Source organism: Klebsiella sp. HC6 (genome assembly GCF_022605325.1).
Lineage (GTDB): Bacteria > Pseudomonadota > Gammaproteobacteria > Enterobacterales > Enterobacteriaceae > Klebsiella > Klebsiella terrigena.
The window spans coordinates 563,563-577,746 of record NZ_CP093276.1 but is presented as its reverse complement, the minus strand read 5'-3'; the positions used below and the strand labels follow the sequence as shown (position 1 = coordinate 577,746).

At 59.4% G+C, this 14,184-nt stretch carries 16 protein-coding genes; 8 read left to right on the top strand and 8 right to left on the bottom strand.

Features of this window, described 5'->3' with window-relative positions:
- Positions 1-9: 9 nt before the first annotated feature.
- The 4 genes from MMW58_RS02795 to dolP are packed head-to-tail and all read left to right on the top strand — an operon-like array spanning position 10 to position 3,688.
- Entirely contained in the window at positions 10-2,145 is a 2,136-nt protein-coding gene (locus MMW58_RS02795; protein ID WP_159237047.1) for a penicillin-binding protein activator, read from the top strand.
- Positions 2,103-2,489, top strand: a complete 387-nt coding sequence (locus tag MMW58_RS02790; RefSeq protein WP_128877092.1) for a YraN family protein — start codon at positions 2,103-2,105, stop codon at positions 2,487-2,489. The genes MMW58_RS02795 and MMW58_RS02790 overlap by 43 nt, the downstream gene beginning before the upstream one ends.
- Before the next feature lie 23 nt (positions 2,490-2,512).
- The gene (diaA, locus tag MMW58_RS02785) at positions 2,513-3,103 is read left to right on the top strand and encodes a DnaA initiator-associating protein DiaA (RefSeq protein WP_041147373.1); all 591 of its coding nucleotides are present in this window, start codon (positions 2,513-2,515) and stop codon (positions 3,101-3,103) included.
- Between the two features lie 9 nt (positions 3,104-3,112).
- Positions 3,113-3,688 (top strand): division/outer membrane stress-associated lipid-binding lipoprotein, encoded by a 576-nt coding sequence (dolP, locus tag MMW58_RS02780; protein ID WP_041147374.1) that lies wholly within the window; start codon positions 3,113-3,115, stop codon positions 3,686-3,688.
- Between the two features lie 49 nt (positions 3,689-3,737).
- On the opposite strand, the gene MMW58_RS02775 is transcribed toward dolP, so the two are convergent.
- From MMW58_RS02775 to MMW58_RS02765, 3 genes are all read right to left on the bottom strand, one after another.
- A complete protein-coding gene (locus MMW58_RS02775; RefSeq protein WP_133600849.1) occupies positions 3,738-4,778 on the bottom strand; it encodes a permease in 1,041 nt (346 codons plus the stop codon).
- Positions 4,779-4,824: 46 nt separating this feature from the next.
- Positions 4,825-5,469, bottom strand: a complete 645-nt coding sequence (locus MMW58_RS02770) for an NAD(P)H-binding protein (RefSeq protein ID WP_133600848.1) — start codon at positions 5,467-5,469, stop codon at positions 4,825-4,827.
- Between the two features lie 91 nt (positions 5,470-5,560).
- A complete protein-coding gene (locus MMW58_RS02765) occupies positions 5,561-5,998 on the bottom strand; it encodes a YhbP family protein (RefSeq protein WP_159237044.1) in 438 nt (145 codons plus the stop codon).
- Between the two features lie 55 nt (positions 5,999-6,053).
- Here MMW58_RS02765 and MMW58_RS02760 point away from each other — a divergent pair, with 55 nt between their 5' ends.
- The gene (locus MMW58_RS02760; RefSeq protein WP_045856638.1) at positions 6,054-6,338 is read left to right on the top strand and encodes a GIY-YIG nuclease family protein; all 285 of its coding nucleotides are present in this window, start codon (positions 6,054-6,056) and stop codon (positions 6,336-6,338) included.
- Here MMW58_RS02760 and MMW58_RS02755 read toward each other — a convergent pair.
- Together MMW58_RS02755 and ubiT are read right to left on the bottom strand one after the other, a co-directional pair.
- Positions 6,325-6,828 (bottom strand): GNAT family N-acetyltransferase, encoded by a 504-nt coding sequence (locus tag MMW58_RS02755; RefSeq protein ID WP_241722712.1) that lies wholly within the window; start codon positions 6,826-6,828, stop codon positions 6,325-6,327. The two genes, MMW58_RS02760 and MMW58_RS02755, sit on opposite strands and share 14 nt — an antisense overlap.
- Entirely contained in the window at positions 6,822-7,346 is a 525-nt protein-coding gene (ubiT, locus tag MMW58_RS02750; RefSeq protein WP_041147380.1) for a ubiquinone anaerobic biosynthesis accessory factor UbiT, read from the bottom strand. Before ubiT ends, MMW58_RS02755 begins: the two co-directional genes overlap by 7 nt.
- Before the next feature lie 221 nt (positions 7,347-7,567).
- Between ubiT and ubiU the strand changes: the two genes are divergently transcribed.
- From ubiU to MMW58_RS02735, 3 genes are all read left to right on the top strand, one after another.
- Positions 7,568-8,563 (top strand): ubiquinone anaerobic biosynthesis protein UbiU, encoded by a 996-nt coding sequence (ubiU, locus tag MMW58_RS02745; RefSeq protein ID WP_241722711.1) that lies wholly within the window; start codon positions 7,568-7,570, stop codon positions 8,561-8,563.
- An 8-nt stretch (positions 8,564-8,571) separates the two neighbouring features.
- Positions 8,572-9,450 (top strand): U32 family peptidase, encoded by an 879-nt coding sequence (locus MMW58_RS02740; RefSeq protein ID WP_241722710.1) that lies wholly within the window; start codon positions 8,572-8,574, stop codon positions 9,448-9,450.
- A gap of 143 nt (positions 9,451-9,593) precedes the next feature.
- Entirely contained in the window at positions 9,594-10,601 is a 1,008-nt protein-coding gene (locus MMW58_RS02735; RefSeq protein ID WP_041147383.1) for a luciferase-like monooxygenase, read from the top strand.
- Between the two features lie 51 nt (positions 10,602-10,652).
- Here MMW58_RS02735 and mtr read toward each other — a convergent pair whose 3' ends face one another.
- From mtr to yrbN, 3 genes are all read right to left on the bottom strand, one after another.
- The gene (mtr, locus tag MMW58_RS02730) at positions 10,653-11,897 is read right to left on the bottom strand and encodes a tryptophan permease (RefSeq protein WP_241722709.1); all 1,245 of its coding nucleotides are present in this window, start codon (positions 11,895-11,897) and stop codon (positions 10,653-10,655) included.
- Between the two features lie 141 nt (positions 11,898-12,038).
- Positions 12,039-14,048, bottom strand: coding sequence for a DEAD/DEAH family ATP-dependent RNA helicase (locus tag MMW58_RS02725; RefSeq protein ID WP_128877087.1), 2,010 nt, complete (start codon positions 14,046-14,048; stop codon positions 12,039-12,041).
- A complete protein-coding gene (gene yrbN, locus MMW58_RS02720; RefSeq protein ID WP_115191791.1) occupies positions 14,041-14,121 on the bottom strand; it encodes a protein YrbN in 81 nt (26 codons plus the stop codon). The genes MMW58_RS02725 and yrbN overlap by 8 nt, the downstream gene beginning before the upstream one ends.
- Between the last annotated feature and the right edge of the window lie 63 nt (positions 14,122-14,184).

Below are 14,184 nucleotides of genomic sequence, written 5' to 3'. Positions count from 1 at the left end.
TGGATACATATGGTACCGTCAACATTTCTTCGTTCTAAACCCGCGCGTTGTCTGCCCGTACTGCTGGCTGCTCTGATCTTCGCTGGCTGCGGCACCCATACCCCGGATCAAAGCACGGCGTTTTTACAGGGTACGGCACAGGCAAACTCCAGTTACTACCTGCAGCAAATGCAGCAAAGCGCGAATGATAGCAAGACCAACTGGCAATTACTCGCCATTCGTGCACTGCTGCAGGAGGGCAAAAAGCAGCAGGCCATCGATCTGTTCAACCAGCTGCCGGCTAACCTCAACAAAACGCAGGCCCGCGAGCAGTCGCTGCTGGCGGTCGAAGTTAAGCTGGCTCAGAACGATTTCCCGGGCGCTCAGGCGCTGCTGAGCAAGCTCGATCCGGCAAGCTTCGAGACGAATCAGCAGCCCCGCTACTGGCAGGCGCAAATCGATGCCAGCCAGGGACGCCCGTCGATTACCCTGCTGCGCGCCCTTATCGCCCAGCAGCCGCTGCTAAGCCAGCCGAAACAGCAGCAGAAGAATATCGACGAGACCTGGAAAGCGCTGACCTCGATGACCCAGGATCAGGCCAACGCGCTGGTTATCAATGCCGACGAGAACGTCCTGCAGGGCTGGCTGGATCTGCAGCGCATGTGGTTTGATAATCGTAACGATCCGACCCTGCTCAAAGCCGGAGTGAAAGACTGGCAGACCCGCTATCCGCAGAACCCAGGCGCGAAGATGCTGCCGACGGCGCTGGTGAACATGCAAAATTATAAGCCGGCATCAACCAATAAAATCGCCCTGCTGCTGCCGTTAAACGGCCAGGCGGCGGTATTTGGCCGCACGATACAGCAGGGATTTGAGGCGGCGAAAAACGGCGCTCCGGCGGTTGCCGGAAGCGCGGTGCCTGCGCAGGTCGCGCAGGCGGCAAACGCCGCCGGGGGCGAGGTAGTCAGCCCGTCGCAGGCGGAAATCAGCGATCTCACCGCGGCAAACGCCGCGCAGGCGCCGGTACAGACGCCGGCAGCGGACCAGGCGACGCCGCCGGCAGCAGAGCCAGTCACTGCGCCAACCGCCGCTCCGGCGGCCGCACAGAGCGCGACGCCAGCGGTAACGCCAGCCGCCACCAGCGATGCGCCTGCCGACGCCGCTCAGCCTCCGGTGACGGCGCCGCAGGCCCAGACGGTTGCCTCAACCCCGGCCAACCCTGCTGCCGAACTGAAAATCTATGACACCACCAGCCAGCCGATGAGCCAGCTGCTGGCCCAGGTGCAGCAGGACGGCGCGACCATCGTCGTCGGGCCGTTGCTTAAAAACAACGTCGAAGAGGTCATTAAAAGCAACACCTCCCTGAACGTCCTCGCGCTGAACCAGCCGGAAAAAGTCGAGAACCGCGCCAATATCTGCTATTTCGCCCTCTCCCCGGAAGACGAAGCGCGCGATGCGGCACGCCATATTCACGATCAGGGCAAGCAGACTCCGCTGCTGCTGGTTCCGCGCGGAGCGCTGGGCGATCGCGTGGTCAGCGCCTTTGCCAACGAGTGGCTTAAGATTGGCGGCGGCACGGTTTTACAGCAGCGTATTGGCTCAACCTCCGAGCTGAAGTCCAGCGTCAACGGCGGTATCTCGTTGACCGGTAGCCCGGTGTCCACCCTGCCTTCCGCTCAGGATAGCGCGCTGGGTAGCCCGAGCGACGTGCCGGTCAGCAGCGGCGGCAGCGTCGATGCCGCCTGGATCCTCGCGACGCCGGAACAAATTGGCTACATCAAACCGATGATTGCCCTGCGCAACGGCAGCCAAAGCAACGTGACCCTGTACGCCAGCTCTCGCAGCGCTCAGGGCACCGCTGGCCCGGACTTCCGCCTGGAAATGGACGGCCTGCAGTACAGCGAAATCCCAATGCTCGCCGGCAGCAACCCGGCGCTGATGCAGCAGGCGCTGTCCGCCGTGCGTAACGACTACTCGCTGGCTCGCCTGTACGCGATGGGCGCCGACGCCTGGTCACTGGCCAACCATTTCTCGCAAATACGTCAGGTGCCGGGATTTGAGCTGAACGGTAACACCGGCGATTTGACGGCCACGCAGGACTGCGTGATCAACAGGAAACTGTCATGGCTCAAGTACCAGCGCGGACAGATCGTCTCAGCCAACTAGCCAAACGAACCGGCGACGCCTGGGAAGCCCAGGCCCGCCGTTGGCTGGAAAGCCAGGGACTGCGTTTTATCGCCGCCAACGCCCGCGAGCGGGGCGGCGAGATTGACCTGATAATGCGCGACGGGGCGGTTACCGTCTTTGTCGAAGTGCGCTATCGTCGTAGCGCAGGCTACGGCGATGCCGCCTCCAGCGTCACGCTGAAAAAGCAACAACGACTCCTCCATGCCGCGCGTCTGTGGCTCTCCCGACATAATGGGAGCTTTGATACTGTGGATTGCCGTTTCGATGTGGTAGCCTTCACCGGAAACGACATCCAATGGCTGAAAAACGCCTTTGGCGAATAGCGTAAACGAATTTAAGGGATCCCGTGCTCGATAGAATTAAAGCCTGCTTCACTGAAAGCATTCAAACCCAAATTGCAGCAGCGGAAGCACTCCCGGACGCCATCTCCCGCGCGGCGATGACCCTCGTGCAGTCACTCCTCAACGGCAACAAAATCCTCTGTTGTGGCAATGGCACCTCTGCCGCCAACGCACAGCATTTTGCTGCCAGCATGATCAATCGTTTCGAAACGGAGCGCCCTGGTTTACCTGCCATTGCACTAAATACCGATAATGTGGTCTTAACGGCAATAGCCAACGATCGCCTGCATGACGAGGTTTACGCCAAGCAGGTGCGCGCGCTTGGGCACGCTGGTGATGTACTGCTGGCGATCTCCACCCGCGGCAATAGTCGGGATATCGTGAAAGCCGTCGAAGCGGCCGTCACTCGCGATATGACCATCGTTGCGTTAACCGGCTATGACGGCGGCGAGCTGGCCGGCCTGCTGGGTCAGCAGGACGTCGAGATTCGCATTCCCTCGCATCGCAGCGCGCGTATTCAGGAAATGCATATGCTTACCGTCAACTGTCTGTGCGATTTGATTGATAACACGCTTTTTCCACACCAGGACGAATAAGGAGAACACATGAAGGCTCTCTCGCCCCTCGCCATCCTTCTTTCTGCGCTACTGCTTCAGGGATGCGTTGCCGCAGCAGTCGTCGGAACGGCAGCAGTCGGCACCAAGGCCGCAACGGACCCGCGTACGGTCGGCACACAGGTCGATGACAGTACGCTTGAGCTACGCGTCAACAGCGCGTTGTCGAAAGATGAACAAATTAAGAAGCAGGCCCGCATTAACGTCACCGCCTACCAGGGCAAAGTCCTGCTGACCGGTCAATCTCCGGTGGCCGATCTCTCCGCGCGCGCGAAGCAAATTGCGATGGGCGTCGAAGGAACCACGGAAGTCTTTAACGAAGTGCGTCAGGGTCAGCCGATCGGACTCGGCACCGCCTCTTCGGATACCTGGATTACCACCAAGGTTCGCTCCCAGCTGCTGGGCACTGACCAGGTGAAATCATCGAACGTGAAGGTGACCACCGAGAACGGAGAAGTGTTCCTGATGGGGCTGGTAACCGACCGCGAAGGTCGCGCTGCGGCGGACATCGCCAGCCGGGTCAGCGGCGTTTCTCGCGTCACAACCGCGTTTACCTACCTCAAGTAAACACCGCATCCCGGGCGACACCCCCTCAGCGTTGTCGCCCGGAAAATCATCACAGTAACGCCAGCCCGCCCACAATCGCGCCGCACAGCGCCACCAGCCCGCCGGTCAGCCAAAGGGCCTTCGCCGGAAACGCCTTATGCAGCATAATCAGCGACGGTACGCTGACCGCAGGCAGAGTGATCAGCAGAGCCAGCGCCGGCGCAACGCCCATTCCCGCCAGCATCATGGTCTGAACGATAGGGATCTCCGCCGCCGTCGGGATAACGAACAGGCAGCCGGCTATCGCCATCGCCAGGACCCAGAACAGGGTGTTACCGATCGCGCCGTCGGCGTGCGGGAACAGCCAGACGCGCGCGGCGCCCAGCGCCAGCACCGCCAGAATATAGACCGGGATCGTGTTCCAGAACAGCGTCCACAGCGCCCGCAGCCAGCGGCTAAAGAAACCGCCCTCGGCAATTTGCGGGGAAACGTCGGGCACCGCCGCCGGCTGAGTCGCGGCCTCTTTCACCCATTTTTGTACCAGCGTCGCCACCACCAGCACGGTCGCGAGACCGGCCACCAGGCGAATCAAGGCAAACTGCCAGCCGAGCACAAATCCCATAAACACCAGCGTCGCCGGGTTCAGCAGAGGATTACCCATCCAGAACGCCAGCGCGCCGCCCATCGACACCTGCTGTTTACGCATGCCTGCCGCCACCGGCGCGGCGCAGCAGGTGCACATCATGCCGGGCAGCGAGAAAATCGCCCCCAGCAGCGTACCGCGAAAACGCGATTGCCCCAGCGTGCGCAGCAGCCAGTTGCGCGGGATCAGCACCTGAATCAGCGAGCCCAGCAGCACGCCCAGCACCGCCGCTTTCCAGACCGCCAGGAAGTAGACCAGCGCGTAATCCCACGCGGCTTTTAGCGGGTTGCTATCGGCCTGGACGAGAATAGATTTTCCAATGCTGTGCGTTTCTGCGGCGGTGAAGGCCTTACCGTAATAGGGCTGCCATTTGACAAACCACAGGCCGACGATGACAACGAGGAAAAAGAGCGCGGGCTTCCACCATTGAAAAGATGATGCCGCCTGAGATGAAGACTGACCAGTCATAGCATTCCCCAGCAAGAAATGTGGTTATACAGCGAAGCGCTGAATACTACGCCTCGCTGGCGGCGATTTCACGCAGTTTTGCCGATGGCAGAACGGTGACGCCTTCCTGAGCGGGCGCGAGCGCTTCGCTGAGCATCGCCTGTGCGACGTCGCGGGCGTCGATAGACTTCCAGTTCCCCGGCAGCAGGCGGAACAGCGGCGCCAGCAGCGCTTCATTGGCGCGCCTGTTGTCCCGCTCGCCCAGCAGCATAGAGGGGCGAAGGATGGTCAGATTGCGCCACGCCTGAGCGCGCAGCGCCTGCTCCATTTCCCCTTTGACGCGATTGTAGAAAAACAGCGAATGCGGGTCGGCGCCCATGGCGCTGACGACCAGCATATGTTTCGCCCCCAGCCGCAGCCCGGTCAGCGCCGTATCCACCACCAGCGTATAGTCAGCATGGATAAAGGCCGCTTTGCTCCCCGCCTCGCGTCGCGTGGTGCCCAGGCAGCAAAAGACGGTGTCTATCGGGTCAACGACCTGCGCCAGCGCATCGCTCAGCTGAGGGTCATGGGGATTGAATACACCCTGCGTATCCGCCAGCGGGCGGCGAGTGGGCGCGGCTATCGCCGAAACGGTCGGCTCACGCACCAGCATTCGAAGTAAGTGCCCACCGACTAAACCGGTCGCGCCTGTTATCAGCACCTGGCTCATGATCTCTCCTGAGGTTCCGCCGCGACGGGCGGCGGATAGCTTGAGAAAAAGTATGCAAGAAAAGGGAGGAATTGCACGTCTACCGGGGGAATTACTCTCTCGCAGCCTCGCGCTGCCAGTACAGCTTCTTGCCGAAGCCGAGGGTATTGTCGGTAAACTTGAGCTCGTCGGGGCTGATTTCCCATACCGCTGCCGGCAGCGCGCGGGCAACCGGGAAGCGCCTCACGTAGCGCTGGCGCATCTCTGCCTCCTCTTCTCCGTGAAGCCGGCGAATCTCGCCTTTAAACTGAACTCCGCGGATCAGCGCCACGGTTTTCGGCTGACCGTTTACCGTCCCGGCAACCTTAGCGCGCTCGCCGGTCATTTGACCGTGGCGAGTTTTCTCGTCGCTAAGGAGATAAAATGCCACGTTTTCAGGATCATAAATATAGAAAGCGTTGGCACACCAGAGCTCACCCTCGCTGGCGACGCACCAGGTGACGACGTGCTGTTTGCCCAGCCAGCGGCCGATCGCGGCAAGCGTATCCATCTTTTTTCTCCAGTATGCTATGGTGCACACACCTTAACATACCGACCTTTGGACCGTGCGCTGGTTTCTCTATCTGATTCGTACCGCCGATAATCGCCTCTATACCGGGATTACCACCGACGTCTCTCGCCGCTTTTGTCAGCATCAGGATGGCAAAGGAGCGAAAGCTTTACGCGGGAAAGGCGCGCTGCAGCTGGCCTTTAGTCAGGAAGTTGGTGAACACTCACTAGCGCTGAGGCTGGAGTATCGCATCAAGCAGCTAACGAAGCGCCAGAAGGAGCGCCTCGTTGCCGGAGATGGTACGTTTGAAGCCCTGCTGGAGAGCCTTAGAAGCGATTGAAGTGGTCGCTGTACTCGACCAGTCCGTGGACCCCTTGCAGCGCGTCATCGGCCAGAGGGCGTACCTGAAATGCCTCAGAGGTGTCCGGCCAGCGGCAGCGCAGATCGAAACGCGCGGCCGGTTCAAAGCCCAGGCGGCCGTACAGCGCCGGCTCGCCGAGGGTAACGACCGCGGCATAGCTAAATTCATTCAGCGAATCCAGCCCTTCATAGACCAGCTGGCGGCCAATCCCCTGACCGCGGTAGCTTTCTTCTACCGCCAGCGGCGCCATGCCAACCCACTGCAGCTCTTCGCCTTCAACGGAGACCGGACTGAAGGCAACATAGCCAACCACCTGACCTTCATCGTCCGTTGCCACCACGCCTAGCGTGATCAGGCCATCTTCCCGTAAATCGTGCACCAGCTGCGCTTCGGCATCGCCGCCGAAGGTTCGGCGCAGCAACGCGTCGATTCCCGGTGCATCAATTCCAATTTCAACTCGAATCAGCATGCCTCACCTACCGATGTCTGTTCAGGTTTCCGCGGGCTGCTTAGGCCAGCTTCAACAAAATCCGCCAGTTGCAGCAGCATTATGCGCAGCGCTTTCGGCATCTGCTCCAGCTCAATGGCATCCATCAGGTTTTTTACGTACAGCCCCAGCTCGGTATCGCCTTCGATAACCAGCCGACGCTGGAAGAACAGCGTATCCGGATCCTGCTTACGCGCCGCGATCATCAGCAGATCGCTGGCATCAGCGCTAAAGCTGACGTCCGCTTCTGCCGTCGGGCTAACCACCAGCCGACCCTCGCTCACTGAGGTATACCACAGCAGGCCAATATCGCGCACATTAATACTTAACCAGCGGCCTTCGAGAAAATCCAGTTCTCCATCCGCCAGCGCCTGACGAAACTGCCAGCTGAGCACCTGCTCCAGCACCTGGCGCTTGAGGGCAAAAGGCGCCAGCTTAACCGGCACGCTCATCAAAGACGGGCCAAAGTGGACCAGCCGGGAACGCAATTTATCCAACACAAGCTTTACTCCATGAAAGCGACAGTTCCGCTATTGTGCCATATCAAATAAACAACATAGCGGCGTAAATCAACAAAATCACCATGACGGGTACCTATTATTGGCGCCACCAATACGCTTTTAACTGCCTCAAATCAAAAATTGTCACCAGAAGGTTAACTAAAATCCCTGCTCGTTAACCATTCAGCGTCGCCGACAGGCCGCGTTTTTCAGGAAAAATTATGGAGCTGCTCTGCCCAGCCGGCAACCTCCCGGCGCTTAAGGCGGCCATCGAAAACGGTGCCGATGCCGTGTATATCGGGCTGAAAGATGACACCAACGCCCGCCACTTTGCCGGTCTTAATTTCACCGAAAAGAAGCTGCAGGAAGCCGTCAGCTTCGTCCATCAGCATCGCCGCAAGCTGCATATTGCGATCAACACCTTCGCCCACCCGGACGGTTACGCCCGCTGGCAGCGCGCGGTGGATATGGCCGCCCAGCTGGGGGCCGATGCCCTGATCCTCGCCGATATCGCCATGCTGGAATATGCCGCCGAGCGCTATCCGCATATTGAGCGTCACGTTTCGGTTCAGGCGTCTGCGACCAACGAAGAAGCGGTGCGCTTCTATCACCGCAATTTCGACGTCGCCCGCGTGGTGCTGCCGCGCGTGCTCTCCATCCATCAGGTCAAACAGCTGGCGCGCGCCACCCCTGTTCCGCTGGAGGTCTTCGCCTTCGGCAGCCTGTGCATTATGGCGGAAGGCCGCTGCTATCTCTCCTCATACCTGACCGGCGAGTCGCCGAATACCGTCGGCGCCTGTTCGCCCGCGCGCTTTGTTCGCTGGCAGCAGACTCCGCAGGGCCTGGAGTCGCGCCTTAATGAAGTCCTGATTGACCGCTATCAGGACGGCGAGAACGCCGGCTACCCCACCCTGTGCAAAGGCCGCTACCTGGTCGACGGCGAGCGCTATCACGCGCTGGAAGAACCCACCAGCCTGAATACTCTTGAGCTGCTGCCGGAGCTGATGGCGGCGAATATTACCTCGGTGAAAATTGAGGGCCGCCAGCGTAGCCCGGCCTACGTCACCCAGGTAGCGAAGGTCTGGCGTCAGGCAATCGATCGCTGCAAGGCCTCCCCGCAGGATTTTGTCCCACAATCCGCATGGATGGAGACTCTCGGCGCAATGTCCGAGGGGACGCAAACCACCCTTGGCGCCTATCACCGTAAATGGCAGTGAGAAACGTGATGAAATATTCATTAGGGCCGGTGCTGTACTACTGGCCAAAAGAGACGCTGGAAGATTTTTACCAGCAGGCGGCAGGCTGTAGCGCCGAGACGATTTATCTCGGGGAAGCGGTATGCAGCAAGCGCCGCGCGACCAAAGTCGGCGACTGGATCGATATGGCAAGAATGCTGGCGAGCAGCGGCAAGCAGGTGGTCCTCTCTACCCTCGCCCTGGTGCAGGCCTCCTCTGAACTGGGGGAGCTGAAACGCTACGTCGACAACGGTGAGTTTTTGATTGAGGCCAGCGATCTGGGGGTCGTCAATATGTGCGCTGAACGCAAGCTGCCGTTCGTCGCCGGCCATGCGCTCAACTGCTATAACGCCGTGACCCTGCGCCTGCTGCTCAGGCAGGGAATGGTGCGCTGGTGTATGCCGGTCGAACTTTCCCGCGACTGGCTAATGAACCTGCTGACGCAGTGTGAAGAGCTGGGGATCCGCGAGCGGTTCGAGGTTGAAGTGCTGAGCTATGGCCACCTGCCGCTGGCCTACTCCGCGCGCTGCTTTACCGCCCGCTCGGAAGACAAACCGAAGGATGAGTGCGAAACCTGCTGCATCAAGTACCCCAACGGCCGCGACGTGCTGTCGCAGGAAAACCAGCAGGTCTTTGTGCTCAACGGCATTCAGACCATGAGCGGATACGTCTATAACCTCGGCAACGAGCTGGCGTCGATGCGCGGCCTGGTCGATATGGTTCGCCTGTCGCCGCTGGATAACAACGTCTTTGCCACGCTCGATGCCTTCCGGGCAAACGAAAACGGCGCCTCGCCGCTGCCGCTCACTGCCAACAGCGAGTGCAATGGCTACTGGAAACGGCTGGCCGGGCTGGAGCTACAGAGCTGATAAACCGCTCACTTTGTTAATAGCTATCGTCACTTTTTAATGCACTATTGAAGCCGCAGCTTTTCTGGCCGGCGCGCCCCGGATGCGCCAGGCTGGAAGAAGACCTTCAATCTGATGACTATGCTGTAGCAAAGTGAGCCTTTATGACTGACAAATCTATTCCGTTCTCGGTGCTCGATCTGGCACCGATCCCGCAAGGTTCTTCGGCGAAAGAAGCCTTCTCCCATTCGTTAGACCTGGCGCAGCTGGCTGAAAAACGCGGCTATCACCGCTACTGGCTGGCGGAGCACCACAATATGGTCGGTATTGCCAGCGCCGCGACGTCGGTGCTTATCGGCTATCTGGCGGCCAACACCCGCACTCTGCACCTCGGTTCCGGCGGCGTGATGCTGCCCAACCACTCGCCGCTGGTGATTGCCGAGCAGTTTGGCACGCTGAATACCCTCTATCCTGGCCGCATCGACCTCGGTCTTGGCCGCGCCCCGGGTAGCGATCAGCCCACCATGCGCGCGCTGCGCCGCCACATGAGCGGTGACGTCGATAACTTCCCGCGCGATGTTGCGGAGCTGGTTGACTGGTTCGATGCCCGTGACCCGAATCCGCACGTGCGCCCGGTGCCCGGCTACGGGGAGCAGATCCCGGTATGGCTGCTTGGATCCAGCCTCTACAGCGCCCAGCTGGCGGCGCAGCTCGGCCTGCCGTTTGCCTTCGCTTCGCACTTTGCACCAGACATGCTGTTCCAGGCCCTGCACCTGTACCGCACGCATTTCAAACCCTCGGCGCGGCTGGAGAAACCGTATGCGATGGTGTGCATCAATATTGTTGCCGCCGACAGTAACCGCGATGCGGAGTTCCTGTTTACCTCAATGCAGCAGGCTTTCGCTAAGCTACGCCGGGGTGAAACCGGCCAGCTGCCGCCGCCGGTGGAGAATATGCATCAGCTGTGGTCTGCCTCCGAGCAATACGGCGTACAGCAGGCGTTGAGCATGTCTCTGGTCGGGGATAAGGCGAAGGTCCGTCACGGTCTGGAGTCGATATTGCGCGAAACTCAGGCCGATGAGCTGATGGTTAACGGCCAGATTTTCGATCATCAGGCGCGCCTGCACTCGTTTGAGCTGGCAATGCAGGTGAAAGAGGAGCTGTTGGGTTAACGTCCGCCCCGCTTCCCGACCGCGCGTAATGCCGGCCGGGAAGCGAAGTCGTTATTGATAAACCGGCAGAACGTTAAAGCTCGATAAGAAGTGGACGATAACGTTGCCGACGCCGAATAGCAGAATCAGCGCAATCATCGGCTTTCCGCCCCAAACGCGGAATTGTGGGCTACCGAAGCGCTTACGCGATGCGCGAGCCAGCAGAGCCGGGACGATTGCCGCCCAGATGGTTGCCGCCAGTCCCGCATAGCCGATGGCATACAGGAAGCCGTTCGGCCACAGTAGGCCACCGATAACCGGCGGTACGAAGGTCAGGAGCGCGGTCTTAAAGCGCCCCAGCGCGGAGTCATCGAAACCGAACAGGTCTGCCAGATAGTCAAACAGCCCCAGCGTCACGCCGAGGAACGAGCTGGCTACCGCAAAGTTTGAGAACACCACCAGCAGCAGATCCAGGCTGCGGCTGTTCAGCACGCCGCTCAGCGCCTGCACCAGGACATCAATGTTACCGCCCTTCTGCGCGATGCCGACAAACTCCGCGCGCGGGATATTGCCCATCGTCACCAGCAGCCAGATAACGTACAGCCCCAGCGCCAGCAGCGTGCCGTAAACCAGGCAGCGCGTAATGGTGCGCGGATCTTTACCGTAGTACTTCATCAGGCTGGGGACGTTGCCGTGATAGCCGAAGGATGCCAGGCAAAACGGCAGCGTCATCAGCAGGTACGGCATATAGGATGCGTTTTGCTCGGCAACGTTGAATAACGTCGTCGGCTGTACGTGTCCCAGCAGGCTGCCGAAGGTCAGGAAAAACGTAATGACCTTCGCTCCCAGCATAATCGCCGTCATGCGGCTTACCGCCCTGGTGCTCAGCCACACGACAAACGCCACCAGCAGGGCAAAGCCCAATCCTGCCGCCCGCGCCGGAACGTTGAGCGACATCTCGGAAAAGGTATGGTGCAATATTGAGCCGCTGGCCGAGATGTAGGCGTAGGTGAGGATATAGAGCACGAAGGCAATCGACACGCCGTTAATCAGGTTCCAGCCTCTGCCGAGCAGATCTTTGGTGATGGTATCGAAGCTGGAGCCAATGCGGTAATTCAGGTTGGCTTCCAGAATCATCAGCCCGGAATGCAGCATGCAGAACCAGGTGAAAACCAGAGCCGCCAGCGACCAGAAGAACCACGCGCCGGACATGACCACCGGCAGCGAGAACATGCCCGCGCCAATAATGGTTCCGCCGATAATCACCACGCCGCCAATTAAGGACGGGCGCGATGCCGTAGTGGTTAGTGTCGCCATTTAGCGTAATCTCCAGTCAATAATACTTTGCTCATCGTTAGCGTGCAGCACTGTACCAGTACACGAGTACAATTGAAATAAAAAAAGCCCCAATCGTTAAGATCGGGGCTGTATCATTTACTTTACGCTAGCGGAAGCTAATTACGCATCGCCACCGAAACGACGACGGCTTGAAGAGTCATCCCGACGCGGGGCGGAATCTTCGCGACGCGGCGCTGAATCATCACGGCGCGGAGCATGACCTTCACGACGAGGTGCCTGGCCTTCACGACGTTCGCCGCTGAAACGACGACCATCACCACGACCGCCTTCGCGACGTTCACCGCCGAAACCACGACCGCCTTCACGACGTTCACCGCCGAAAGCACGGCCGCCTTCACGACGTTCACCGCCGCCACGACGCTCGCCACCGCTACGCTCAGGGCGCGGCTGGGCATCGCCCATCAGCTGCATGTTCATCGGCTTGTTCAGGATACGGGTACGAGTAAAGTGCTGCAGCACTTCGCCCGGCATGCCTTTCGGCAGCTCGATCGTTGAGTGGGTACCGAACAGCTTGATGTTACCGATGTAACGGCTGCTGATGTCGCCTTCGTTAGCGATAGCGCCAACAATGTGACGAACTTCAACACCATCGTCGCGGCCCACTTCAATGCGATACAGTTCCATATCACCAACGTCACGACGCTCGCGTTTAGGACGATCTTCACCGCTACGCTCAGGACGGTCGCCACGCGGGCCACGGTCATTGCGATCGTTACGGTCATTACGACGTTCGAAACGATCGTCGCGATCGCGGAATTCGCGTTTAGCACGCATCGGCGCATCCGGCGGCAGGATCAGAGGACGTTCGCCCTGAGCCATTTTCAGCAGTGCTGCGGCCAGAGTTTCGATATCCAGCTCTTCGCCTTCAGCGGACGGCTTGATGTTCGTCAGCAGAGCACGGTACTGATCCAGATCGCTGCTTTCCAGCTGCTGCTGAACTTTAGCGGCGAATTTTTCCAGACGGCGTTTGCCCAGCAGCTCTGCGTTTGGCAGCTCTACTTCCGGAATGGTCAGCTTCATGGTGCGTTCGATGTTACGCAGCAGACGGCGTTCGCGGTTCTCAACGAACAGCAGCGCACGGCCTGCACGACCTGCACGACCGGTACGGCCGATACGGTGAACGTAAGACTCGGAGTCCATCGGGATGTCGTAGTTAACAACCAGGCTGATACGCTCAACGTCAAGGCCACGGGCCGCAACGTCGGTCGCAATCAGGATGTCCAGACGACCATCTTTCAGACGCTCCAGAGTCTGCTCACGCAGGGACTGGTTCATGTCACCGTTCAGCGCGGCGCTGTTATAGCCGCTACGCTCCAGCGCTTCGGCCACTTCCAGGGTCGCATTTTTGGTACGAACGAAGATAATCGCCGCATCAAAATCTTCCGCTTCCAGGAAACGCACCAGCGCTTCGTTTTTACGCATGCCGTAAGCAGTCCAGTAGCTCTGGCTGATGTCCGGGCGAGTGGTTACGCTGGACTGGATGCGCACTTCCTGCGGCTCTTTCATAAAGCGGCGGGTAATACGGCGGATCGCTTCCGGCATAGTGGCAGAGAACAGAGCGGTCTGATGACCTTCCGGGATCTGAGCCATAATCGTTTCTACGTCTTCGATGAAGCCCATGCGCAGCATTTCGTCAGCTTCATCCAGCACCAGACCGCTCAGCTTAGAGAGATCCAGAGTACCGCGCTTCAGGTGGTCAAGCAGACGACCCGGGGTACCGACAACGATTTGTGGTCCCTGGCGCAGAGCACGCAGCTGCACGTCATAACGCTGGCCGCCGTAAAGGGCTACCACGTTTACGCCGCGCATATGTTTAGAGAAGTCCGTCATCGCTTCAGCAACCTGTACCGCCAGTTCGCGGGTCGGTGCCAGCACCAGGATTTGCGGTGCTTTGAGCTCAGGATCAAGATTGTTCAGCAGCGGTAAAGAGAACGCTGCGGTTTTACCGCTACCCGTCTGGGCCATACCCAGAACATCGCGGCCGCCCAGCAGATGCGGAATGCATTCAGCCTGGATCGGAGATGGTTTTTCGTAACCCAGATCGTTAAGGGCTTCAAGGATAGGAGCCTTCAGGCCCAGATCTGCAAAAGTGGTTTCGAATTCAGCCATGTAGTACGTGTGCCTCAAAATTAATGGCGGCCAGTCTACATAACTCAACGTGAAAATTTACAGTAATTTTCATTGAAAAGTGTGAACCGGCTCAAAGTAGGTGTATTAACGAACAACAACGCCCTCACCCGCGAAG

What these genes read in the sequence shown, in the direction of transcription:
- MMW58_RS02775 (WP_133600849.1), bottom strand. Translation starts at nt 4,778, where the DNA reads ATGACTGGTCAGTCTTCATCTCAGGCGGCATCATCTTTTCAATGGTGG.
- MMW58_RS02735 (WP_041147383.1), top strand. Translation starts at nt 9,594, where the DNA reads ATGACTGACAAATCTATTCCGTTCTCGGTGCTCGATCTGGCACCGATC.
- yrbN (WP_115191791.1), bottom strand. Translation starts at nt 14,121, where the DNA reads ATGAAAATTACTGTAAATTTTCACGTTGAGTTATGTAGACTGGCCGCC.
- MMW58_RS02790 (WP_128877092.1), top strand. Translation starts at nt 2,103, where the DNA reads ATGGCTCAAGTACCAGCGCGGACAGATCGTCTCAGCCAACTAGCCAAA.
- MMW58_RS02755 (WP_241722712.1), bottom strand. Translation starts at nt 6,828, where the DNA reads ATGCTGATTCGAGTTGAAATTGGAATTGATGCACCGGGAATCGACGCG.
- MMW58_RS02725 (WP_128877087.1), bottom strand. Translation starts at nt 14,048, where the DNA reads ATGGCTGAATTCGAAACCACTTTTGCAGATCTGGGCCTGAAGGCTCCT.
- MMW58_RS02740 (WP_241722710.1), top strand. Translation starts at nt 8,572, where the DNA reads ATGAAATATTCATTAGGGCCGGTGCTGTACTACTGGCCAAAAGAGACG.
- mtr (WP_241722709.1), bottom strand. Translation starts at nt 11,897, where the DNA reads ATGGCGACACTAACCACTACGGCATCGCGCCCGTCCTTAATTGGCGGC.
- MMW58_RS02770 (WP_133600848.1), bottom strand. Translation starts at nt 5,469, where the DNA reads ATGAGCCAGGTGCTGATAACAGGCGCGACCGGTTTAGTCGGTGGGCAC.
- ubiU (WP_241722711.1), top strand. Translation starts at nt 7,568, where the DNA reads ATGGAGCTGCTCTGCCCAGCCGGCAACCTCCCGGCGCTTAAGGCGGCC.
- dolP (WP_041147374.1), top strand. Translation starts at nt 3,113, where the DNA reads ATGAAGGCTCTCTCGCCCCTCGCCATCCTTCTTTCTGCGCTACTGCTT.
- MMW58_RS02795 (WP_159237047.1), top strand. Translation starts at nt 10, where the DNA reads ATGGTACCGTCAACATTTCTTCGTTCTAAACCCGCGCGTTGTCTGCCC.
- MMW58_RS02765 (WP_159237044.1), bottom strand. Translation starts at nt 5,998, where the DNA reads ATGGATACGCTTGCCGCGATCGGCCGCTGGCTGGGCAAACAGCACGTC.